We start from the raw sequence: 23,267 nt of genomic DNA on the forward strand, positions 1-23,267 counted from the left end.
TCGTTGCTATCAACCTCAAGGAGGACTATGCGCATATTGGTTGTTGAAGATGATGCCATTCTGGCAGAGGGTACCTGTGAGTCGCTGACCAAGGCAGGTTATGCCGTAGACCTCGCAGAAACTGGCACCAAGGCCAATGCCATGATAGAGGCGGGGCAATATGACATGGTGTTGCTGGACATCGGCCTGCCCGGCATGGATGGTTTTGAAGTCTTGCGGCGCTTGCGTAAGCACAACAGCAATATTCCGGTGCTGATTATTTCTGCGCGTGATGATGTCGATTTCCGTATCTACGGTCTTGATCTGGGCGCAGATGACTTCATGCTCAAGCCCTTTGTGCTAGCTGAGTTGCATGCGCGTACCCGCGCCTTGCTGCGCCGCCATACCCTGAGTGAACGTAATACCCTGGCTTGCGGCAAGCTGGTGGTTGATCTTGGCGCTCAGCGCGCCAGCGTTGATAGTGAACCCATTGAGCTTTCCATCCGCGAGTGGGACGTATTGGTTTACCTGCTGCGCAACCTCGGCAAAGTGGTGCGCAAGGAAGCCATCATCGAAACGCTATGTGATTGGAAAACTGATATCAGCCTCAATGCTGTCGAGGTTTATATCTCGCGCCTGCGCAATAAGCTTGATGACCACGGCATTCACATCCGCACCGTGCGTGGTTTTGGCTATTTGCTGGAAGAGCCCGCTGCATGATCAAAGCTGCCAATAGCCTCAGGCAGAAGCTGTTGCGCTGGCTGCTGGTGGCGCTGGCCGCGCTGGTGGCTGTCGGTATCCTGACTGATTATTTCATGGCATTGGAGCCAGCCAGGGAGGTATACGATCAACACCTGCTCAAGCTCGCGTATAACATGGAGCGCTCTCTGCCGAATGAACCGGAAAAATGGCATGACGCCTACCCGCAAATTGAGCATAACTTGTTGCGCAGCGAGCAAGATGACTATGACTCGGCCAAGGCCGCTATTTTTGACGTGCAAGGACAATTGATCGCGGGCGTGGCAGATCTGCCTATCCAAGTACCCACGGCAGACAACAAACCGTATTTCTACGAGGCTGAATATCAAGGTGTTCCGATTCGCGTAGTTGCCATCAAAAGCCCAACGTTGAATGCCGTGCTTTACCTCGCGGAAACTACCTACAAACGCAATCGCCTAGTGCAAAAAACGCTCATCCACATGATCGTGCCTGAGTTGATCTTCGCAATTTTCTCCATTGTGGTGTTGTGGGTTGGTGTGGGGCGTGGCTTGCAACCCCTTGCGCAAGTTCGCGCTCAGATCAATGATCGTTCAGAAACCGACTTAAGCCCGATTGATGAAGGCCAAGCCCCGGTGGAAATTCGCGAGATTATCGTTGCCCTCAATTCACTGCTGGCGCGGCTGGATCACTCGCTTAAGCTGCAAAACCAGTTTCTTGCCAATGCCGCGCACCAGCTGCGCACACCGCTGGCAGGCCTGCAAATGCAACTCGAACTTGCCTCCGAGCAAACCCCGGAAGAACGTGCACAATCACACGATCGCATGCTGGTGAGCACGCGGCGCATCGTACGCCTCGCCAACCAGCTACTGGCGCTGGCACGCGCGGAGGGCGAGGGCGAGGTCAATAAATTCATTACCCTGGACATCAGCACCGCTATCGAAGACATGGCGGCAGAGTGGCTATCTCGCGCTTATGCCAAAGGGATAGACCTTGGCCTAGACCTTCAACCTGCCAAGGTCAATGGTAGTCTATGGCAAATTCAGGAAATGCTGGCCAACCTCGTCGATAATGCCCTGCGCTATACCCCAAGCCATGGCAACATCACTATCCGTTGCACGCAGCAACACCAAGATGTGTTGGTGGAGGTGGAAGACAATGGCCCTGGCATCCCACAAGAGCAACGCGAAAATGTCTTTAATCGCTTTTACCGCCTCGATGAAGGCCCCGAAGGCTGCGGCCTGGGCCTAGCCATCGTTCGCGAAATCGTCCGCCATCACGGCGGATACATCACGCTAGAACCAGCCAGTCAGGCGCAAGGCCTTATCGCTAGGATAAAGTTACCTAGCATGACAGTGGAGTGATTGAGATAGCTTCTTGTAAAGGTATTTGTCATATTTAAATGTTGCTGCTTATGACTCATGCAGATTCGGCTGGGAACAGCTTCCAGGCTAGGCTTAGTTAATTTTATCTACTCAATAATGACAGTCCGGTGATAGAATACGGCCTCGCTTTGTTCGAGGCGATTCAAGCACCCTTGCCCGGGTGGTGAAATTGGTAGACACAAGAGACTTAAAATCTCTCGCTCTTTGGGCGTGCCGGTTCGATTCCGGCCCCGGGCACCATGAAAAATCAATGACTTAGATTTTTCACCTTCGTTTCAAATTCCTATTGTGTCAATAAAGTGTCAATCTTCAATCGTGCAAGCGGATTGAGTGTCTTTGCTTCTTGCAGATGATCTGGTGCCATGTGTGCATAGCGCATGGTCATGGCCAGGGTGGAATGTCCAAACAGGCGTTGCAGTACCAGGATATTGCCACCGTTCATCATGAAGTGGCTTGCGAAGGTATGGCGTAGCACATGGGATAGCTGACCTCTTGGCAGTTGTAGATTGCTTTTTCGATAGCGCAACCAAGTGAAGTGCCGCCGGGCCCGGGCATTATTCAGATATTGGTCTTTAGTATGTGTCTGCATGTTACATTCTGAACCTAGTTTTATATTGATAGTCTCTGGATGTGACATCCAATCATTAGGTCATCATGAAAAAAATCATATTCTCTGCGCTTTTGCTTGCTCTTGGCGCATGTGCTGGAGTTCCCTTACAAGGTATCTCCAGTAAACCTGTGCCGCCTGATCGGGTATATGCCAGTTATCCGAAGTTTTTTACCGGGGCTTATGTGACAGTGCGTCGTGATGCTTCGCCGCAGGAGATTGGAATAGGCTGCGAGAATGAGCTTTATATCGACAACATTCGTTCTTTTACGATTATGCCGGGGGAGTATGTGACGTTTTTCCTCACCGATGGCAAGCATGTGCTCAAGGTGGATACTGGGCGCGGCTCTTGCCAGGGTAGGCCTGGCTCAGAGGAGATCAGTGTTTCGAATGGTATTTCGCAGGAATACAAGATTTTCAGCCCGCCGGGCGATACCTTGCGCTTGTTCCGCATCATGTGAGGTTGATGTGTGCCACATGATGCGATCGGTGGTGGAATGTGAGTTAAATGAAAAAAGTGATAATCTTGCATTTCGCGACTCAATGTCGTGCTTGATAACACCATTTGTAAGAGGAGATCGTCAATGCTGAAGAAAACACTTGCTATCTGTATGTTGGTCATGTGGGGCAATGTTTATGCTGCTGCACCTTCTGATGAGCTGATTTTCAAGTTCATGGAGGTTTCTAACGTCAAGGGTGCATTGGACACCATGCGTGCTAATGCCGATACTGCATTGCGCAACAATCTTTTGCAGTCGCTGCAATATCCGCAGTTGAATGACAAGCAGAAGAAAATTGCAGAAGAGGCTGGCGATAAAGCAGTGAAGATTCAGCAAGAGAATTTGTCTTACGATGCCATCGTCAAGCTGGTGTTGCCACTGTATCGTCGCACTTTCACGCAAGAGGAATTGCAGGCGGCCATTAATTTCTATAGTTCTCCTGCTGGTCGCTCTATCAATCAGAAGATGCCGCAGTTGGCGACTGGGTCCATGAAGCTGACTACTGAGTTAAATCAGAAGGTGATTCCGCAATACCAGAAGATTGCGCAGGAGGCGGTTGAGCGTATCAAGCAAGCTAAGTGACAAGGAAACAGATTAGTCTGCTTTTTTCTTTTCCGGGTCAGTTGCGGGAGCATTATCAACGGGTGTGCCGATGGAGTCAATGCTTTGCGGCTCTGTACGTAGCATCATGATAGCGTCCAGGCCCTGTTGCTCCTGCTCGCCGAAATGAGGCTCTCCAGGCTGTAGCAGTGAGTGCCAATGCGATTGCACGACACTTTTAACCTGTCGTGCCTCTTGCTGCAAATCCAGCAATACCGGTAATTTGATGAGGCCGGTATGAGAGATGGCAAAGAATGCGATAGCAATCGTTAGTGTGGCGATGACGAACTGAATGCGTGCGCTGTCGCGATGTCGGCGATTTTCTTCCTGAAAATCGCTCAGGCTCTTCCATGCCAAGCCTGTCACTTTGTAGCTGCCTTTGGCAGTGATTTCCAGATCATGTGTTTCTACCAGCGAAGCCAGCTGGTATTTCATTTTTTGCAGATACCAAATACGGTCTTCTTGTGTGAAACAGAGGTAGCCGACCATTTCTCCCATGAGTTCATTTAGCGTAAAAGGTGCATCTGAGACGGCTTTGTGCGCCACGATATATCTGAGTAGCTCATAGCGTTCGCGGGTTTCGGCAGGCCTACGGTTGAAGAGTGCACTGGCGATAAAGTGCTTGATATTGGCGGTCCAGCGATAGATAGGTGTCAGGATAATCGGCAGCTCAAATAGCAGGCGGGCGATTGAGGTGTATCGGCGGAAGCGATTGGTGCCTGCGACGGCATAGCGGTATTCGACGACAATATTCTGGTAAGGAAAACGCTCGATTGGGCTGGCAATCACGTTGCGTGACAGTGCCCCCTCAGGGTTAAGGGATTGCCCGTAAACGTTGCTGCCATCAACTGCCAAGATTTTCTGTACGCCATATTGCGAGGTGGTGGCGACGATGTTGAAAACCCGCTCGCGCCTGCCAAGTAACATGATCATCAGTAACCAGAGGTTGAGCTTCATCAATAAGCCGCGATAGTCAATAGTGTCATTGGAAGTTGGCTATTTTACCGCGTAATCGTAACTAGTTGAGAAGCTATGCAGTTTTCCAAGTTTGATGGAGATTTTCATCAATTGGACAATGTCTTCCCGCGTGAGGTGGGCTAGGTTCCTCAGGCCGGTGGGATTGTCCTGAATCATGCCGATGAGCACATTGTAGCAATCTACCGCATAGCCGATTTGTATTTGCTCCAGCGAGGAGGAAAACTCGGCACCATAAATATGCCTACAGGCTTCCATACAGTGATGGAGCAATCCCTTGTTTATCTGAAGGCTGGATGTGAGTCTTTCAGCCTGCACGGGCGGAGCGCTTGGCGGCGGAGGCTGCCCGCTATCAGATGTCCACCATTCTTTTGCAATGCCGGTCGTCTGGATCAATAGCTGGAAATTGGCTCCGCGCGGCTTTCGATCATGTTTTATCCATTCATGAACCGTTTGCACTGGCAAGCCATTTTGTTCGGCCCAGGATTTTGCAGATTGATTGCCAATGACCTGGAGCAACTTCTTTGAAATTCCACTCATCCGATTTTTTATACAAGTCGGAAATTTCGGGGGGGAGGGGTAAATATCAAGAACTTATTGATAGATTTTAATTTCAACGTTTGTTTTTCTCCGATATTGCAAATAACTTTCCGACTTTTTACTATTGACATCCGAATTAGGATGTTTTTAAATAGCCCATCTTTATTGATCATCTATCAGGGTTGTTTGACAACAAGTCGCTATGAATGATGAAAAAAAATTGACAACAAGAGATTGGCATCGGGCAGACATTATTGCTGCCGTGCGCAAGACCCAAACCAACTTACAAGCGTTGTCCAGGCGACATGGCTTGTCGCGCACAACGCTGAGTAATGCTCTTTACAGCCCATGTCCTCGCTATGAGCGACTGATCGCCGAGCAAATAGGCGTAACTCCACAAACAATCTGGCCTAGCCGCTATCATCTTGATGGATCTCCCAAAAGTGGCAAGGGAGAGCGCAAGTCGGATGCGTGTGACCATTACATGGGTAATGTTAGCATTGCCAGTGATTCTCGCAATCCATATCCGACCCAACCCCAGCAATTATTTGTTGCTGGCGCTTTGAATGATGAGAAGTACTGCCTCCATGTCTCTGATCCCGCATATGACATGATAACCGGCTTGCCGGGAAAACCGCTTTTTCTAGAACATCTTACCCAATTTGTGCATTACGCCAAGCAGAGTTCTGTGCGTAAGGTAGCTGTCTTGGTGGTGAAGGTGGGGCGGTTTGAACATGCGGCAGAAATTTTGGGGGATAAAGCAGCTGCGGCTTTGCTGAATGATATTGCACTGCGTTTGAATGAGCGTATGCCGGTAGCCCATCTCAGGCGGGATGAGTTTGCCGTGTTGCATACCAGTCATGACGTACCTGATGCCGGTGTTTTCAGGGCTGTGGAAGAAATCAAATCAGTTTTTTCCTCGCCTTTCAAGACCGACGGTGGCGAGGTACTTCTTTCATGCAATATTGGTGCATCGGTATATCCATGGCATGGGGATGAAAGCCAGGAGTTGCTTGCTCATGCTACTTCTGCGCTGTTGTCATGTCGTAATTTGAGCTGTCACGGTGTTCATATCTATTCCGAGCAGGCGATAGGGAGTGAACGGGAGCATTTGTTCCTTGAGGCGGCTTTACATCGTGCATTGGAGCGGAACGAGCTTAGTTTGCATTTTCAGCCGCAAATGGATGTGCAGGCCAACAGCATTATTGGCGCAGAAACCTTGCTGCGCTGGAATCAATCTGAACGAGGCATGATTTCTCCTGAACGCTTCATTCCCATCGCGGAAGAAAGCGGCCTTATCTTACCCATCGGCATCTGGACTTTGCGGCAGGTATGCAAGCGTCTGCGGGTATGGGATATGCAGGGAATGAGGCTGGAAAGAATAGCGATCAATATTTCTGCCAAGCAGTTCAGCGAGCCACGTTTTGCGGGCATGGTGGAAAGCATACTGCGCGAATTCAATGTTGACCCCGATCGCCTTGAGCTAGAGGTGACGGAAAGTCTGCTATTGGAGGATCTTGATGTCGTCGTGGGTATCATGACCCAGTTGCGCAAGCTAGGGGTGCATATTTCGCTCGATGATTTCGGCGTGGGCTATGCCAATCTTTGTTATATCAGTTGTCTGCCGGTCGATAGCATCAAGATCGACAAATCCTTTATTAGAAATATTGCTTCTGACCCTGCAAGTATGGCGATTGCCGAGGGCATTCTTGCCATTGCCAAGCGTTTGGGGCTACGCGTGATTGCCGAAGGTGTCGAAACGCAGGAGCAGCTAGATATCCTTACCAATAGCGGCTGCCATCTGGTCCAGGGATATTACTTCCATAAGCCCATGCCTGATCATGTTTTTTCTAAGGTGCTAGGCCAGGCTTGCATAACCCGCTGCCATATCCCACTTCGTGCCAATTAGCTTTGTCCGGTTGGTCTTGCCTGACCGGACAGCTTTTCGTTTTTTCACTCATTCATCAATCCTAAGGGGGGACTACGGTGAATAACACTTATAAAACCATATGGAATGCGGCTCGTCAGATGTATCTGGTGGTGTCAGAAACAGTAGCTAGCCAGGGCGGGCGAGGGGTGCTTGCTAGCAGCATGATGACTGCTGGGCTGGTATATGCCGGGAGCCATGCTGCAATAGCGCTTGCGGATTCCACGGTATATACCCCTTACGAAGTGAGCATGAATCCATCCGCCTGGACACAGGATAGAGGTGGAAGTCCGGCGTTGGCTTTGGTCGAGTGGGAAGGGCGCGATGCGTTGAAGTTGTCGGTCAATCCTCCAGCAACAACTGATTCCTTCAATAATTGGCAGGGTTATTCTCAGCGCACCACGGTTTCCGCAGGCGCTTCTTTCCTGCGTGGCGACTTGTGGATCAATAGCGATTGGCAAACTGGGACTTCGACTGATTTTGTTAACACGGGTATGTGGGGCAGTGCCATGCCCGAGTCAGTGGCGGCGGCAGGCAGCTATGTGAACAATGAGGCTGCATTTCCCATCATTCATTTCAGTAATCAGGATGGTGCTGGCCATTTGCGTGTCTGGGATGAAGGTGAATGGGTCGACTTGCTGCAAACCGCCAGCCTGATCAATTACGGCAGCTGGAATACTCTGGATTTGAGGCTGCTGCCTGCTGAAAATCTGATCGAGTATTACTTCAATGGTGAGTTGGTTTATTCATGGAACCCACCTGAGACAGCCAGCGGTACGCCATCGCAATTCTGGGCCATGTATCTGAAGGCTAGGAATAATGGCGTCACGGTCTTTGATACATATTGGTCGAGATTGCTGGCTGGGCAGGTGTATGTCAATGGCGATATCGTCGGCGATACCAGCGGTGATGTTGTTGTCGATGCTGGTGCCATAGCGCAGGTGGCTTCCGGGGCGACTATTGCAGGTACTTTGTTGGCGGAGGGGAGTACAACACAGCAGGCTGGTGCTAATTTCGCTGGCAGTGCGGTTGTCACTGGTAGTTTGATCGGCGATAACGCTAGTTTTGTGTTCAGTAGCAATGGCAATGATGTCGTTAGCATTGAAGGCAATGTCGAACTGGAAAATGGGGCATCAGCCAGTGGCGGTAGCAGTACGCAACCTATCCAGGTTGGCGGCAACATCAAGCTTGATGGCGCAACGTTGGGCGGGAGCTGGGCGGTGGAGCATGGCTATCTCATTGCTGCGAACGATTCTGTAGCCTTGCTTAATGCAAGCCATTTCAGTGGCACGGTGAATGGAGCAGCGAATGGCGTTGTGAAATCCGATGCCAGTGGTATTGTCATGAGTGGTGGCTCGGTGAGTAATGCTGGCACCGGCAGTGCAGTAGTGGCTGTGTCTGGTGGCAGTTATGAGGGTTTGGGGGTAGATATTGCCACGACAGGTGCAGGTGCTTATGGTGCGGCTGCTTATAGTGCAGGCGAGATCAATCTGCATGATGGTAGCGTACAAACTTCAGGGCAGGCCGCCCATGGCCTCGTTGCTGATGGCAGTGGCAGTGTGGCCGAGGCGACGAATACCGAGATTAGCGTAGCAGGTAGCCGTGCCTATGGTGCCAATGCCAGCAATGGCGGCCAGGTTAACCTGGAGGGCGTGACCATTAACCAGAGCAACCTGGGTGCCTATGGACGTGGCGTTAGTGCGACAGGCACTGGTTCAAGTGTTGCCGCGCATAACACCGAGATCATCATTAGCGGGACTGGCACCAATGGCAGTGATGCACCTGTTGGCGCGGTTGCTACCCGTGGTGCCAGCGTAGTGCTGGAAAATAGCACCATCAGCATGATAGGCAGCAACCGTAGCTATGGTGTGCGTGCTGATAGTGGCGGTAGCATGACGCTTAACGGTGTGCAGGTTTCCACTATCGGTACAAACTCTCATGCTGTATTGGCCTGGGCTGCGACTAGCGGTGATACAGTAGGGCAGGAAACGACAGTTAATATCGATGGCGTGCGTATCTTGACCAGTGGCGAGAACTCCTACGGCCTGTTTGCGCAAAATGCTGGTGCCCAGGTAGAAGCGGCCAATATTAGCATCACGACCACGGGTGCAATTGGTCGCGGTTTATATGCCTACAACGGGGGCCAACTCGAGGCGACGACAGGTGTGATCAATACCTCGGGTGATGATGCTGTTGGCATACAGTCTAGTGGTACGCACTCCTTGATCCACGCGAACGGGATAGCTGTTGCGACCAGTGGTGAACGCGCCCTTGGGGTATCAGCTGGCTGGCCTGATGGTGCTGAAGGCATCGTGGTGTTTGACCATGGCAGTATTATCACTTCGGGGCAAGATGCTTATGGGGCATCAGCTATCTTGGGTGGCCTGGTGCGCTTGCAGAATTCATCTGTCGTGACTACGGCAAGCAATGTGGCAGCGGCATTTGCTACGGCCGGCGGCCAGCTTGAGATCAGCGGTTCTAGCCTGACATCCCAGCAGGGAGCTGGCATTTATCTGCTGAATAATGCCACTGCTACATTGATCAGTACTCGTGTCAATGCCGTTGGTGCTTCCATTTTGTCGGAGTTGACTGAGGCAGGGCAGGTGCAGAATATCGTGGTGGGCGCAGGTTCGGTACTGACGCAGAATAACGGTGTGCTATTACAGGTTAATCGCAACAATGACGGGCTGGATGGCATCATCAACCTCACGCTTGCCAATGGCTCGGTATCCAGCGGCGATATTGTCGACCTGGATGGCATGGAAGCAGGCCGCACTGGCCTGACTAATCTCGTAGTTGGTGCTGGTGCGCAGTGGATAGGCGTAGTCAGGGGCATACATGATGTTAGTGCGGAAGATGGTGCTACCGTGGTCAATACCGATGGCAGTCCGATTGCAGGCAGTGTCAGTGGCGGAGAGGGTACAACTATTGTCTTCACCAACGGTGCGGATATTGAGGGCGGTGTGGTGGCAGGCTCCGGTTCTACCGTTAATTTTACTGGTACGACGACCATTGCTCAAAGTGTGGCAAGCGATGGTGCAAGTTACACATTTAATGGCGATACCAGCATTGGCAGTAATGTCAGCGCCACTGATCATGCTCAATTGCAATTTAATGGCAACACCACGACGGTGGCTGGTGGGGTATCAAGCAGCGACAGTACCGCCCTGCAATTTAACAGCAGCACAACCACTATTGCTGGCGAGCTTAACCTTACTGGTGCATCCTCCGCTGTGTTCAACGGTGCGGTTAGCATTGATGGTGTCGTGAATGCAAACCAGAGCGCCCTGACCTTTGCTAGCGCCACGACGTTGAATCATGGATTGATTGCCGAAGGTGCGCAGGTGTTGTTCAGCCGCACTGCGGCGACCACGATTACTGGAGATGTAAGTCTCAGCCAGGGTGCGGTGACGCACGGCGGTACCATTGCCACACCTATCGTGGTCACAGGCAATGCGGTTGTTGATACGAGCGCCACCCTGGGGGGGAACTTCATCTTTAGTGGCACACTGACTGGTAGTGGCACCATAGGCCCAGGTAACTCTGTTGGTACCCAAACGTATGGATCAGTTGCAGGTTTCAGCGGCACTTATGTGGCGGAAGTCAACGCTGCTGGTCAGTCTGACTTGGTGCATATTACCGATACCGGTGTTTCCAATCTTGGTGGCATCACATTGGCTGTGACGCAGGAAAACGGTAATGGCGGCTATTTGCTCAACCATCGCTACACCATCTTGACGACTGATGGCACTTTGGGCACGCCGTTTTCGTCCAGCTCATGGACGGGTGGCGGATTAGTTAGCCTGAACACTTTTTATAATCTCGATAATGTTGAAGTCAGCTTATCCATCGACCAAGCCGCTGTTGATAACGTGCAATCCAGCCTGAATCACAATCAACGCGCTGTGCTTGGTGGTGCTTTAATGGTGGCCGGCAGCAACTCGTTCCTTGATGCCGCACTGCAACAGCAGGATACTGCGGCCGCATTGGATCAATTATCGGGCGAGATCCATGCCTCAGCGCGCAATACCTTGATCGAAGACAGCCGTTTTGTACGCAATGCCTCTTTGGATCGCGTGCGCCAGGCGTTTGGCTCAGTCGCCGCTATGGGCAACAACAGTACCGTGGATGGCGGTGCATATACCACCTGGACGCAGGTGGTTGGCAATTGGGGGCACGATAGCGGTACCCAGAATGCAGCACGGTTGAGCCGACGTACTGGAGGGTTATTGTTTGGTGCAGATACTCAACTGAGCAATAACTGGCGCGTGGGTGCTTTGGGTGGATATACCGACAGTAATCAAAGCCTGAGTGACAGGCGCTCTTCTGCCAGCGTGCGCAGTTATCACTTTGGTGTTTACGGCGGAACAGAGTGGGATCAGCTTAGCCTGAGGCTTGGGGCTAGCCATAGCTGGCATGACATCAGCACGCAACGCAATGTGGCTTTTTCCGGTCTTTCAGCACAAAGCAAATCTGACTATGATGGCCGCACTATGCAAGGTTTTGCTGATTTGGGCTATCGTCTGGATGCTGGTCGCCTGGCATTGGAGCCATTTATTACACTGGCGCATGTTTACGTGCATACCGATGCTTTCCAGGAAAAACAAGGTGCCGCACTACATGGCCGCAGTCAGGGCACAGATACTACCTTTGCCACTCTGGGGCTACGTGTAGCACAGCAGTTAGGGCAGGGACAAGGTAGTGCCGTTTTGCGTGGCTCGCTCGCTTGGCGTGCTGCAAGTGGTGATACCCGCGAGCGTGCCCAACTTGCCTTTACCGGCGGAGATGCGTTTTCCATCTCTGGTACGCCAGTGCGTCGTGAGAGTGTGGTGCTCGATGCCGGAGTCGATATCTATGCGACAGACCGCGTCAACCTGAGCTTCTCCTACATCGGGCAATATGCACCCAGGGCGGAGGATCATAGCGTTCGAGCTAATCTGAGTTGGCAGTTCTGATGACATCCGCTTGAGTATTTGCATCACTAATAAAAAAGCCTGCTTGAAGCAGGCTTTTTTATTAGTGATTTATTTTACTTCGACTTAAGCCAAGGCGCGCTCGATACGTGCAAGTGCGTTTTTCAGGTTGTCCATCGAGGTTGCAAAAGAGATACGGAAGTAACCTTCTGCACCAAATGCCGAGCCAGGTACGACGGCAACGCCTTCTTGTTCCAGCAGGTATTCAGAAAGGGCCATGTCATTGGCAGCCTTGATTTTGCCTGCAGCGAACAAATTGTTGATCGCTTCGCGAGCATCTGGGAAGGCATAGAATGCACCACCTGCCTTGATACATTTCAGGCCCTTCATTTCGTTGAAACGTCGGACGACAAATTCATGGCGTTCGCGGAAGGCTTCCAACATGGGGGTGATGCACTCCTGCGGGCCTTCCAGTGCGGCTTGTGCCGCTACTTGTGAGATAGAGGCCGGGTTGGAAGTGGATTGTGATTGCAGGATTTCCATGGCCTTGATGATATGGGCAGGGCCAGCGGCATAACCGATGCGCCAGCCAGTCATGGAGTAAGCCTTGGAAACGCCATTTAGCACGATGCAGCGATCCTTGAGCTCTGGGGTAGCATTGAGAATGTTGTAGAACTGTTCGCCAGTCAGGTTGACGTGTTCATACATATCATCCGTTGCTACCAGCACATGAGGATGCTTTTTCAATACTTCACCCAGCGCCTTCAGCTCATCCAGCGAGTAGACTGCGCCGGTAGGGTTGGAGGGCGAGTTGATCATGAACAGTTTGGTTTTTGGGGTAATCGCCGCTTCCAGTTGTGCAGCCGTAAGCTTGAAACCTTGCTCAATACCGCACTCAATGATCACTGGTTTGGCACCTGCCACCAAAGCGATATCTGCATAAGAAACCCAGTAAGGAGCAGGCACGATGACTTCATCACCTGGGTTCAACACTGCAAGGGCAAGGTTGAAAATACATTGCTTGCCACCCACGCCGACGATCACTTCTTTGTCAGTATAGTCAAAGCCGTTTTCGTTCTTGAACTTGGCAACAATGGCCTTTTTCAGTCCGGGAATGCCCGCAACAGGGGTGTATTTGGTAAAGCCCTGATCAATCGCTTTTTTTGCAGCGTCTTTAATATGCTGTGGAGTATCGAAATCCGGTTCACCTGCACCCAGGCCAATAATGTCACGGCCTTCTGCCTTGAGTTTTGCGGCACGGGCGGTGACAGCCAAGGTAGGTGATTCTTTGATGGATTGAACGCGCTGCGAGAGTTCCAAGATCTAAAATCCTATAGATAAATAATGAAGACGACGGCAAAACGTTAATTTTACTCACATTATCCATAATGCGGAATATGAAGCTGCACGATATTTTGCCGGGAGAGGTGCATATGTGAGCGCGACGATCTTTTAAGGGCACGCCTGAGTCGATTATGCCCTGGATGTTACTACTAACACTTTGACGTTGTGGATGTGATTCACACTGTCGGCCAGGCATTAAGGGGTCGCAGATGTTGGCTGATCCGGTGTCACAGGGCAATCCGAGGCGCAAGTGGTGGCTTTGCGTAACTCCATAGCCAATTGCTCGCTAATACGACTTAGCGATTGCGTCATGGCTTGGACTTTGGCTTGATTACCTTGTTGTGCAGCAAGCAAGCCTAGGCGGAACATGGCATCAGTGTTTTGTGGATCGAACGTCAAGGCATGTTGATAGCTGCCTTCAGCATCCTTAGCCTGCTTGAGTTGTTCTTGCGCGTAGCCCAACTCATACCATGCCTCGCTATTGTCAGGTTCGGCTGCTGTCCATTGCGAAGCAACTTGGAGTAAAGCGGGCCAGTTTTGCTGGATTTCAGGCATTGCTATCATCAGGAAATAAAGTCGTGACTGTTCTGTTGCTTCCCATAAGGTTTGCCCGATCAGAGGAAAGCGTGTTTGCGGCTGACGCATTTCCACTTGTTTTAACCATTCGATAGGCAGGGCATAGTAATAAGCTTGGCGCCCCAGCGTCTTGAACGTATTGATACCAATCAATTCACCGGCCTCGTTATACAGGCCGCTACCGCTGGCGCCTAGGGCAAAGCGTGCGCTGCTACGGATGATGTGGGCATCGTCCAAGGCATAGAGGGACTTGATGTTTCCTGCCGAGATTAAAGGTGCAGCTACTCCGTTGGAGTGTCCGATAGCAATGACTTGCTCGCCTTTCTTCAATGCATTGCTTGATCCCAACGTCACAGGCTTGAAGGGAAGGGGATCTGTGTGTAGCAGGCAGAGATCGTGCCAGACATCTGCCTGTACAGACTGCACGTGATAAACATCTTCCCCTCGCGATATCCAGGGCTTGCCGGATTCACGGAGTACATGGCAATTGGTCAATACCTTGTCACTGGCGACGATGATGCCAGAGCCATAGCCCAGGCCGCCATCGGTGCGATAGGCACGCACCATAACAGTGGAGAAGAATGGTTCTATGAGCTTTTCCCGGTCAATCGCCCAGGCAGAGGCAATCGGAAAAAGTAACCATGGCACGGCAAACAGCAGCAGATAAGGCATATTCGCTCCAGGCTAACCCAGGAAAAAGATGCAACATGCTGGAAAGAAGCACAGGAACAGGCGCGCAGAAGGGCATTGGCCTGTTAAAATCCTGATTCCTTCTCATAGGTGATTGATGTGATTGTCACTTTCCCAAACAGTAAATACAAGCTTTTTCAGCCATTCCCACCTGCGGGGGATCAACCTACAGCTATAGAGCAGTTGACCGAGGGAATCAACGAGGGCTTGAAGTTTCAGACCTTGCTGGGTGTTACAGGCTCCGGCAAGACCTATACCATGGCCAATGTCATTGCCCGCACAGGTCGGCCTGCGATCGTGATGGCACCGAACAAGACGCTGGCTGCCCAGTTGTATTCCGAATTCAAGGAGTTCTTTCCCGAGAATGCGGTTGAGTATTTCGTTTCCTATTACGATTACTACCAGCCTGAGGCTTATGTGCCGTCGCGTGACCTGTTCATTGAGAAGGACTCCAGCATTAATGACCATATCGAGCAGATGCGGCTTTCTGCCACTAAGGCATTGCTTGAGCGTGAAGACAGTATCATCGTGGCGACAGTGTCAGCGATTTACGGTATTGGCGACCCAGGTGAATATCATGGCATGGTGTTACATATTCATCTGGGCATGAAGATCAGCCAGCGCGATATCGTCAATAAGTTGATCGCGATGCAGTATGAGCGCAATGACTTCGATTTCTCGCGTGGCGCGTTCCGTGTACGTGGCGACGTGTTGGATGTATTCCCTTCGGAAAATAGCGAGACTGCAGTACGTATCAGCCTGTTTGATGACGAAATTGAAGGGATCACCCTGTTTGACCCACTCACCGGGCAGATTTTCAACAAGATTCATAATTTCCGCATTTTCCCCTCCAGCCACTACGTGACAGCCCGCGAAGCGACCGTGCGCGCGATGGAGACTATCAAGCAGGAGTTGCGCGATCGTGTCGATTTCTACATCAAGAACAATAAATTAGTAGAGGCGCAGCGTATTGAGCAGCGTACACGCTTTGACCTGGAAATGCTCAACGAGATAGGCTTCTGCAAGGGTATTGAGAATTACAGCCGTCATCTGACGGGGCGTAATCCAGGGGATGCGCCGCCAACCTTGATCGACTATCTGCCGAAAAATGCTCTGATGATCATTGATGAAAGTCATGTCACCGTGCCTCAAGTCGGCGGCATGTATAAAGGTGACCGCGCACGTAAGGAAAACCTGGTCGATTACGGTTTTCGCCTGCCATCGGCGATGGATAACCGACCGCTGAGGTTTGAAGAGTTTGAGCGCATTATTCCGCAATGCGTCTTTGTGAGTGCGACTCCGGCTGATTACGAAGCGGCGCATCAGCAGCGTGTGGTCGAACAAGTGGTCAGGCCAACTGGCCTCGTGGATCCTGAGATTACGATTAAGCCTGCCGACACTCAGGTTGATGATTTGCTCTCGGAAATCAAGCTGCGCGTGGATGTGGGCGAGCGTGTGCTGGCGACGACATTGACCAAGCGCATGGCGGAAGACCTGACTGATTACTTGTCTGATCATGGAGTGAAAGTACGTTATTTACACTCTGATATTGATACCGTGGAGCGGGTCGAGATTATTCGTGATCTGCGCCTTGGTGAATTTGATGTTCTGGTGGGTATCAATTTGCTGCGTGAGGGCTTGGATATCCCCGAGGTGTCTCTTGTTGCAGTGCTGGATGCTGACAAAGAGGGCTTCTTGCGCTCATCGCGATCGCTGATTCAGACAGCAGGCCGTGCTGCGCGTAACCTGAATGGCAAGGTGATTTTCTATGCCAACACTGTCACACGCTCCATGAAGCTGGCGATGGATGAAACCCAGCGTCGCCGCGAGAAACAGATGGCTTTCAATGCAGAGCATGGTATTACGCCCAAGGGGGTTAATAAGCGCATCAAGGACATCATTGAAGGTGTCTACAGCAAGGAGGATGCGCAGCGCGAGCGCAAGGCTGCCGAGGAGCAAGCCAGCTATGGCCAGATGAGCGAGAAGCAGCTAGTGAAGGAAATGAAGCGTCTGGAAAAAGCCATGCATGATAGTGCCAAGAATCTGGAGTTTGAAAAGGCTGCTGATTATCGCGACCAGTTGAAGAAGCTCAAAAACAGTTTTTATGGTGCGGATGTGCCGGATGAAATGGCAGAGTAATGACGCGTGATCTGCTTTGATGATCTGACTAGCTTAATAGCCTCTGCTTGTCTAAGGTACTAAGTAGTTAGAGCCAGCCCTTGGAAAGAAAAAAGCCCTGACAAGTCAGGGCTTTTTTATGGTGGTTTATTTTACTTCTGTGTTTCTACCATCACCAGTTCTGCGCTGCCAGCTTCATCCTTGGCGGCCTTTTGCTGCCAGGCTGCGGGTTTGCGTGCTGCACGTTTTGCAGGTGCTTCTTCTACAGGAGCTGCGGCTTGAGCTGTATCCGCCTTGGTTTCTACCAGTTGCAAACCTGAGTCAGCCAAGTCTGCAGGCTTTTCTGTTTCAGCCTTGCGGCGACGTGGTGCACGAGGCTTCTTCTCAGGCTTCGCAGCAGCAGTTTCCGTTGTAGCATCCTCAGTTGCAACCTCAGTCGCTTGGGCTGGCTCAGCGGTTGCAGGTACCTTATCTCCAGCAGGCTTTTTGGCAGATGTTTTCTCTGCTGGTGCTTGCTTGGGAGCTGTCTCCACTACAGTCAAGTTTTCTTCAACAGCTGCCGCTTCTGTTTTAGTCGCAGGCAATGATGCTGGCGTCTCAGCTGTTGTTGTGGTTTCAGCAGGAGCTGTTTCAGCCTTTTCCTTGACGACCGGAGTAGGGGTGGTTTCAGCGATCACAGCTGCCTTTGGTGCTTCCGCGGGCACTGGTGTCTCTGCTGGAGCTACGGCCTCAGGGGTAATACGTACATCTTCTGCCACTTGTTGACGGTTTTCACGATTCGCATTTTCGTTGCGTGGCTGACGCTCACGACGACCATTACGACCACGACGATTACCGCGTTGCTCCTGGCTTGCCTCTACAGGTGCGTCTGCTTGGGCCGATGGATTTGCCAACGCTTGTTGCGGCTTAGGCTGGCGTTCGTTTCGTTCTGGACGCTCTGCTTTTTCCTGGCGAGGCTGCTGAGCTCGCTGTTCAGGCTGTTGCTGGCGGCGTTCTTGCTGATTGCCACGTTGCTCTTTGCGCGGTTCTTGGCGAGCTTCATTCTGCGGCTGACGCTCATTGTTGCCATTACGTTCGCTGCCGTTACGCTCATTACGACGGTTATTATTGCGTCGCTGGTTACGGTTGTTGTCGCGTCGCTGGCTTTCTTCCTGTGGCTTAGCTTCTGGCTTGGTCGCAGTAACACTTGCCAGCCAGGACTTGAAGCGACCAAGTAGGGAGGTGCTGCTTGGCTTTTCCTTGGCTGCCGGAGCAGGTGAAGCCGGGGTAATACCCTTGACGGCTGCTTCTGGCTTGGCAGGCTTGGGTGCTTGTGCGATAGCGGTTTCAATGGTGTCGGACGGTAGCTCGACCATTTCATAGCTGGCACGACCAGTTTCTTCTACATCATCGTGACGGATGCGCAGGATGTTGTAGTTAGGGGTTTCCATGTGGATATTGGGGATCAACACCACTTGTACGCCCATGCGTTGCTCAATCTTGTGGATTTCAGAGCGCTTTTCGTTGAGCAGGAAGGTAGCGGCTTCGACAGGCAGTTGTACCTGGATGATGGCGCTGTTTTCCTTCATGGCTTCTTCCTGTGTGATGCGCAGGATATGCAATGCAGTCGATTCAATACCGCGAATATGGCCGGTGCCATGGCAGCGTGGGCAAGGAATGTGGTTGCTTTCACCCAAGCTAGGGCGCAGGCGCTGGCGGGAAAGCTCTAATAGGCCAAAGCGCGAGATCTTGCCGGTCTGTACGCGGGCACGGTCATGGTGCAGTGCATCGCGCAGGCGGTTTTCCACTTCACGCTGGTTGCGCTGGCTTTCCATATCAATGAAATCAATGACGACCAAGCCACCCAAGTCGCGTAGGCGCAATTGGCGGGCCACTTCATCCGCAGCTTCCAGGTTGGTATTGAATGCCGTTTGTTCAATGTCGCTACCCTTGGTGGAACGGCCAGAGTTAACGTCAACCGACACGAGTGCCTCGGTGTGGTCAATGACGATAGCGCCGCCAGAGGGTAGGCGTACTTCGCGGGCGAATGCTGATTCGATCTGGTGTTCGATCTGGAAGCGGGAGAATAGCGGGATTTCATCGCGATACAGTTTGACGCGTGACACATTATTGGGCATCACATGATTCATGAACTGGATGGCTTGTTCATGAATGTCAGGGGTATCAATGAGGATTTCGCCAATGTCAGGCTGGAAATAGTCACGGATAGCGCGAATAACCAAGCTACCTTCCTGGTAGATCAGGAAAGGACCACTCTGGATGGTAGAAGCGCTTTCTACAGCAGTCCAGAGTTGCAGCAGGTAGTTAAGATCCCATTGCAGCTCTTCCACGCTACGTCCAATACCAGCGGTACGGGCAATAATGCTCATGCCACTTGGCACTTGCAGTTGAGCCATGGTGTCGCGCAATTCGTTACGCTCTTCGCCTTCAATACGGCGAGAAACACCACCGCCCCGTGGATTGTTAGGCATCAATACCAGGTAACGGCCTGCCAGTGACACAAATGTCGTCAGAGCTGCGCCTTTATTGCCGCGCTCGTCCTTGTCGACCTGAACAATCAGTTCCTGGCCTTCTTTCAGTACATCCTGGATGCGTGGGCTACGGCCTGCATCGCCATCATTCTGAAAATAACTACGAGCAACTTCTTTGAAAGGAAGGAAGCCATGGCGATCAGTGCCATAGTTGACAAAGGCGGCTTCAAGGGATGGTTCTATGCGGGTGATGACACCCTTGTAGATATTACTTTTGCGCTGTTCTTTGCCGGCGGACTCGATGTCGAGATCGATGAGTTTTTGTCCGTCGACAATCGCGACGCGTAATTCTTCTGATTGCGTCGCATTAAATAGCATGCGTTTCATTGTGGGCTCCCGCGCTCTTCAAGCGGGTAGCAGGCCGTGGCTTTGGGGCAGCAGCGGTATGACTGAAACTTCAATGTATGCGCCTGCTCAATGTAGGCGGGCGATAACAACACGATACGAGCAGATCAAAGTCCGCAGGAGGTAACGCGAAGCAATAGTTTCTCAATTTTTCACCTAGGCAGTTCTTTGCCTTCAGGCTGCTTTTTCCTAATGTGCGTTTTAGTGCAGTTTGTAAGGTGTCGTCTTGGGCCACCCGGAAAAAGATTTTCTAACACCGTTGTGCCACGGTATCAGCTTGAATTTGTTAACGAAAGCTTTCGTAAACTATTGGGTCTAAACCCCGGTACGTCTATTTCTGTCTCGGATTAGCCGTCATTATCGGCTAATATGCTATTTTTTCAGTATATCCTGGGCTGATGCGCCACATGAGCTATTTGGTCTGCGGCGGCTAGAGCGCATTTTTATTGCAAATCGCTACTTGATGTTCATTGGCGAGCGAGTTAACCAAGGTATTTTTTCATTCCAGTTGTCATTCTTGAAGAAGCGCTTAGCGCATTTACCTCAAGATGGTCGTAGTATAGGTGAGATGACTAATTTAAGCAAAACAAGAAATCAATTTAATCCCGCCGCTGTCAACCTGCTTACCGTAGATGAAGCCAGTGAAGGTCAACGAATTGATAATTTCCTGGCCAAAATCCTCAAAGGTGTCCCCAAAAGCCATATTTATCGCATCCTGCGCAGTGGTGAGGTGCGTGTAAATAGCAAGCGTGTTGATTCCAGCGCTAAGTTGAATCTAGGTGACCAGGTACGTGTGCCCCCGGTGCGTATGGCGCAGCAGCCGCAGGTAGAGTCTGTGGCCAAGCCACAGGTGTCAAAGTTTGATGACGCCATTATTTTTGAGGATGAGGCACTGCTGGTAATCGATAAGCCTGCAGGATTTGCCGTACATGGCGGTAGTGGCATCAGTCGTGGCGTGATTGAGCAGTTGCGCCTAGAGCGCCCTCATGCCAAGTTTTTGGAGCTGGTACATCGCCTGGATAGGGAAACTTCCGGTGTGCTGCTACTGGCCAAAAAACGCGCCGCACTCGTTAACTTGCATGATGCGATTCGTAATAACCAGACTGACAAGCGCTATCTGGTGCTGGTGCATGGGAAGTGGACTGACCAGAAGCGTCGAGTTAAGCTGCCTTTGCATAAGTTTGTACTGTCCAGTGGTGAGCGTCGAGTAGCGGTGCAGGATGATGGGCAGGACTCAGAAACAATTTTTTACCTGCGTAAGCCGCTTGGTGAGTTTACTTTGCTGGAGGCTCAACTTGTGACTGGTCGCACGCATCAATTACGTGTGCAATTGTCGCACCTGGGCTTCCCGATCGCGGGGGATGATAAGTATGGAGATTTCTCCTTAAATAAATCCCTGCAAAAACGCGGATTAAAACGCATGTTCCTACATTCTGCCGAAACGAATTTACGACATCCAGTGAATGGAGAAAAATTGAAATTAATCGCACCGTTACCGAAGGAACTTGAGAAATTTGTTCAGGTGTTAAGCGCGGAGCCTACACATGACTAAGCGTTTTGACCTGATTGTTTTTGATTGGGACGGTACGCTGGCCAATTCCACGCAGATTATTGTTGATAGCATTCGTAAAGGGGCTGTTGAGGCGGGCTTACCTGATCCAGGGAATGAGGCTGCCAGCAGTATTATCGGTTTGGGGCTGAGAGAAGCCATTCAGCAATTATTCGGTGTGATTAGCCAGGAACAAATCCAGCAGATGGCAGCGCGTTACAATGTACATTACAGTGCGCATCAGGATGATGTCGTATTGTTTGATCAAGCGTACGATACGGTTGCCAGGCTTAATCAGCAAGGGTACATGCTGGCTGTGGCGACAGGTAAAGGTCGTCGTGGCCTGAATCACGCACTGGAACACAGTGGCTTGGGTGAGTTCATGCATGGAACGCGTTGTGTAGATGAGTGCCAATCTAAGCCTCATCCGCAAATGCTTCTTGAGTTGATGGATGAGTTTGGCGTTGAGCCTGAACGTGCCCTGATGGTCGGTGATACAAGCTTTGACTTGCAAATGGCGCAGAATGCCAAGGTTGCTAGCTTGGGCGTGACATATGGTGCACATCCCCTAGAGCGCTTGCTCGCGCATTCTCCGCTGGCGCATTTCGATGATTTTGCTACACTCGGTCAATGGCTGGAAACGAACGCCTGATTTGCTTAAGCCAGGATTTGGTAGATGGAGGTAATGGTGTGCGCTTCGATCTTCCGGAGCTTGGTCAGTATGTCACTGGATTTGTAGTCCGATTTGGTGGCAAGGTCTATGCCTACGTCAATCAATGTGCCCATGTTCCGGTAGAGTTGGATTGGAATTATGGCGAATTTTTTGATTTCACGCGGCAATATCTGATCTGTGCGGTGCATGGTGCGCATTTCCGGCCTGAAACTGGTTTCTGTGTTGCAGGTCCGTGCCATGGACGTAAGCTGCGCTCTGTACCAGTGCAAGAGTTGGGACAGCAAATATTGATTAACCTGGAAAACTTAACGAATGTCTGACAATTATCCTAATAGCTCCAACTGGGAGCGTGAAACATTGCATCAGCTTGCCTTGGCTTCGGTCAAGGAGCAGCGGCGTTCACGGCAGTGGGGCATTTTCTTCAAGTCGCTTGGGTTTCTTTACCTGTTTATCGTGCTTTTTTATGTCACGGGTTGGAGCGAAGGGTCTAGTGCCTCGGTGGAGCATACGGCATTAATCGATATCAATGGCGTGATTGGCAGTGATGATGTGGTGAATGCGGATACCGTGATTGCCAGCTTGAAGTCTGCCTACGATAGCAAAGGCACCAAAGGTATCATCCTGCGTATCAATAGCCCTGGTGGTAGCCCAGTACAGGCGGGCATGATCAATGATGAAATTAAGCGTCAACGTAAGCTGCATCCCAATATTCCGGTTTATGCTGTGGTGCAGGATATTTGTGCTTCAGGTGGCTATTACATTGCCGTTGCAGCCGACAAAATTTATGTAGATAAAGCCAGCATTGTGGGCTCAATTGGCGTGTTGATGGATGGTTTTGGGTTTACTGGGGTCATGGAGAAGGTTGGTGTTGAGCGTCGTTTGATGACGGCAGGTAGTAATAAAGCCATGCTGGACCCGTTCTCTCCTGTGAATCCTAAGCACAAGGAATTTGCACAGCAGATGTTGGACCAGATCCATGCACAATTTATTACCGTTGTGCGTGAGGGGCGTGGTAAGCGCCTCAAGGAAACTCCAGAAACCTTTAGTGGTTTATTTTGGAGTGGCGAGAGCAGTGTGGAGATGGGCTTGGCCGATGCTTTCGGTAGCTCTGATTATGTTGCTCGTGAAGTGATCAAGCAAGAGAACTTGGTAGATTTTACCGCCAAGGAAGGCTTGGCAGATCGCTTTGCCAAGCGACTGGGTGCAAGTGTCAGTGCAAGTTTTCTCGGTAAGAAATTTGGTTTGGAATAAATAATTTCAACTAGACAGTGCAATAAAAAAGCCACGAATATTCGTGG

17 protein-coding genes and 1 tRNA gene are annotated in these 23,267 nt (G+C 51.1%); 12 read left to right on the forward strand and 6 right to left on the reverse strand.

Annotation, left to right across the window (positions count from 1 at the left end):
- The first annotated feature begins 27 nt into the window (after positions 1 to 27).
- The 3 genes from LG202_RS03815 to LG202_RS03825 all read left to right on the forward strand — a co-directional run bounded on the left by LG202_RS03815 (position 28) and on the right by LG202_RS03825 (position 2,321).
- The gene (locus LG202_RS03815; RefSeq protein ID WP_230347087.1) at positions 28 to 699 is read left to right on the forward strand and encodes a response regulator; all 672 of its coding nucleotides are present in this window, start codon (positions 28 to 30) and stop codon (positions 697 to 699) included.
- A complete protein-coding gene (locus LG202_RS03820; RefSeq protein WP_230347088.1) occupies positions 696 to 2,060 on the forward strand; it encodes a sensor histidine kinase in 1,365 nt (454 codons plus the stop codon). The genes LG202_RS03815 and LG202_RS03820 overlap by 4 nt, the downstream gene beginning before the upstream one ends.
- Positions 2,061 to 2,235: 175 nt before the next feature.
- Positions 2,236 to 2,321 (forward strand) — tRNA-Leu (locus tag LG202_RS03825).
- A 43-nt stretch (positions 2,322 to 2,364) separates the two neighbouring features.
- On the opposite strand, the gene LG202_RS03830 is transcribed toward LG202_RS03825, so the two are convergent.
- A complete protein-coding gene (locus LG202_RS03830; RefSeq protein WP_230347089.1) occupies positions 2,365 to 2,670 on the reverse strand; it encodes a tyrosine-type recombinase/integrase in 306 nt (101 codons plus the stop codon).
- A gap of 65 nt (positions 2,671 to 2,735) precedes the next feature.
- Here LG202_RS03830 and LG202_RS03835 point away from each other — a divergent pair, with 65 nt between their 5' ends.
- Positions 2,736 to 3,149 carry a hypothetical protein gene (locus LG202_RS03835; RefSeq protein WP_230347090.1) on the forward strand — a complete coding sequence of 138 codons (414 nt, stop codon included), beginning with the start codon at positions 2,736 to 2,738 and terminating at the stop codon, positions 3,147 to 3,149.
- 123 nt (positions 3,150 to 3,272) lie between these two features.
- Entirely contained in the window at positions 3,273 to 3,770 is a 498-nt protein-coding gene (locus tag LG202_RS03840) for a DUF2059 domain-containing protein (RefSeq protein ID WP_230347091.1), read from the forward strand.
- Between the two features lie 12 nt (positions 3,771 to 3,782).
- On the opposite strand, the gene LG202_RS03845 is transcribed toward LG202_RS03840, so the two are convergent.
- Positions 3,783 to 4,745, reverse strand: coding sequence for a hypothetical protein (locus LG202_RS03845; protein WP_230347092.1), 963 nt, complete (start codon positions 4,743 to 4,745; stop codon positions 3,783 to 3,785).
- Positions 4,746 to 4,784: 39 nt separating this feature from the next.
- On the reverse strand, positions 4,785 to 5,303 hold the full coding sequence (locus LG202_RS03850; protein WP_230347093.1) for a hypothetical protein: 519 nt from the start codon (positions 5,301 to 5,303) through the stop codon (positions 4,785 to 4,787).
- A 220-nt stretch (positions 5,304 to 5,523) separates the two neighbouring features.
- On the opposite strand from LG202_RS03850, the gene LG202_RS03855 reads away from it, so the two are divergent.
- On the forward strand, positions 5,524 to 7,212 hold the full coding sequence (locus tag LG202_RS03855) for an EAL domain-containing protein (protein WP_230347094.1): 1,689 nt from the start codon (positions 5,524 to 5,526) through the stop codon (positions 7,210 to 7,212).
- 77 nt (positions 7,213 to 7,289) lie between these two features.
- Entirely contained in the window at positions 7,290 to 12,185 is a 4,896-nt protein-coding gene (locus LG202_RS03860) for an autotransporter domain-containing protein (RefSeq protein WP_230347095.1), read from the forward strand.
- Between the two features lie 84 nt (positions 12,186 to 12,269).
- Here LG202_RS03860 and LG202_RS03865 read toward each other — a convergent pair whose 3' ends face one another.
- Together LG202_RS03865 and LG202_RS03870 are read right to left on the reverse strand one after the other, a co-directional pair.
- On the reverse strand, positions 12,270 to 13,463 hold the full coding sequence (locus LG202_RS03865; protein WP_230347096.1) for a pyridoxal phosphate-dependent aminotransferase: 1,194 nt from the start codon (positions 13,461 to 13,463) through the stop codon (positions 12,270 to 12,272).
- 219 nt (positions 13,464 to 13,682) lie between these two features.
- Entirely contained in the window at positions 13,683 to 14,735 is a 1,053-nt protein-coding gene (locus tag LG202_RS03870; RefSeq protein ID WP_230347097.1) for a trypsin-like peptidase domain-containing protein, read from the reverse strand.
- 117 nt (positions 14,736 to 14,852) lie between these two features.
- On the opposite strand from LG202_RS03870, the gene uvrB reads away from it, so the two are divergent.
- On the forward strand, positions 14,853 to 16,892 hold the full coding sequence (uvrB, locus tag LG202_RS03875; RefSeq protein ID WP_230347098.1) for an excinuclease ABC subunit UvrB: 2,040 nt from the start codon (positions 14,853 to 14,855) through the stop codon (positions 16,890 to 16,892).
- A 131-nt stretch (positions 16,893 to 17,023) separates the two neighbouring features.
- Here uvrB and LG202_RS03880 read toward each other — a convergent pair whose 3' ends face one another.
- Complete coding sequence (locus tag LG202_RS03880) at positions 17,024 to 19,729, reverse strand: Rne/Rng family ribonuclease (RefSeq protein WP_230347099.1); 2,706 nt, start codon at positions 19,727 to 19,729, stop codon at positions 17,024 to 17,026.
- 586 nt (positions 19,730 to 20,315) lie between these two features.
- On the opposite strand from LG202_RS03880, the gene LG202_RS03885 reads away from it, so the two are divergent.
- Genes LG202_RS03885 through LG202_RS03900 form a run of 4 tightly spaced genes read left to right on the forward strand, consistent with a single transcriptional unit; the run spans position 20,316 to position 23,220 of the window.
- Positions 20,316 to 21,299, forward strand: a complete 984-nt coding sequence (locus LG202_RS03885; protein WP_230347100.1) for an RluA family pseudouridine synthase — start codon at positions 20,316 to 20,318, stop codon at positions 21,297 to 21,299.
- Positions 21,292 to 21,948 (forward strand): HAD-IIIA family hydrolase, encoded by a 657-nt coding sequence (locus LG202_RS03890; RefSeq protein WP_230347101.1) that lies wholly within the window; start codon positions 21,292 to 21,294, stop codon positions 21,946 to 21,948. Before LG202_RS03885 ends, LG202_RS03890 begins: the two co-directional genes overlap by 8 nt.
- Positions 21,927 to 22,289, forward strand: a complete 363-nt coding sequence (locus LG202_RS03895; RefSeq protein WP_230347102.1) for a Rieske 2Fe-2S domain-containing protein — start codon at positions 21,927 to 21,929, stop codon at positions 22,287 to 22,289. Before LG202_RS03890 ends, LG202_RS03895 begins: the two co-directional genes overlap by 22 nt.
- Entirely contained in the window at positions 22,282 to 23,220 is a 939-nt protein-coding gene (locus LG202_RS03900; protein ID WP_230347103.1) for a S49 family peptidase, read from the forward strand. The genes LG202_RS03895 and LG202_RS03900 overlap by 8 nt, the downstream gene beginning before the upstream one ends.
- The last annotated feature ends 47 nt before the right edge of the window (positions 23,221 to 23,267 follow it).

The sequence above is a fragment of the Methylobacillus methanolivorans genome, assembly GCF_054588515.1.

Coding starts and splice junctions, on each gene's coding strand:
- LG202_RS03815 (WP_230347087.1), top strand. CDS start 28: ATGCGCATATTGGTTGTTGAAGATGATGCCATTCTGGCAGAGGGTACC.
- LG202_RS03820 (WP_230347088.1), top strand. CDS start 696: ATGATCAAAGCTGCCAATAGCCTCAGGCAGAAGCTGTTGCGCTGGCTG.
- LG202_RS03830 (WP_230347089.1), bottom strand. CDS start 2,670: ATGCAGACACATACTAAAGACCAATATCTGAATAATGCCCGGGCCCGG.
- LG202_RS03835 (WP_230347090.1), top strand. CDS start 2,736: ATGAAAAAAATCATATTCTCTGCGCTTTTGCTTGCTCTTGGCGCATGT.
- LG202_RS03840 (WP_230347091.1), top strand. CDS start 3,273: ATGCTGAAGAAAACACTTGCTATCTGTATGTTGGTCATGTGGGGCAAT.
- LG202_RS03845 (WP_230347092.1), bottom strand. CDS start 4,745: ATGAAGCTCAACCTCTGGTTACTGATGATCATGTTACTTGGCAGGCGC.
- LG202_RS03850 (WP_230347093.1), bottom strand. CDS start 5,303: ATGAGTGGAATTTCAAAGAAGTTGCTCCAGGTCATTGGCAATCAATCT.
- LG202_RS03870 (WP_230347097.1), bottom strand. CDS start 14,735: ATGCCTTATCTGCTGCTGTTTGCCGTGCCATGGTTACTTTTTCCGATT.
- LG202_RS03880 (WP_230347099.1), bottom strand. CDS start 19,729: ATGAAACGCATGCTATTTAATGCGACGCAATCAGAAGAATTACGCGTC.
- LG202_RS03885 (WP_230347100.1), top strand. CDS start 20,316: ATGACTAATTTAAGCAAAACAAGAAATCAATTTAATCCCGCCGCTGTC.
- LG202_RS03890 (WP_230347101.1), top strand. CDS start 21,292: ATGACTAAGCGTTTTGACCTGATTGTTTTTGATTGGGACGGTACGCTG.
- LG202_RS03895 (WP_230347102.1), top strand. CDS start 21,927: ATGGCTGGAAACGAACGCCTGATTTGCTTAAGCCAGGATTTGGTAGAT.
- LG202_RS03900 (WP_230347103.1), top strand. CDS start 22,282: ATGTCTGACAATTATCCTAATAGCTCCAACTGGGAGCGTGAAACATTG.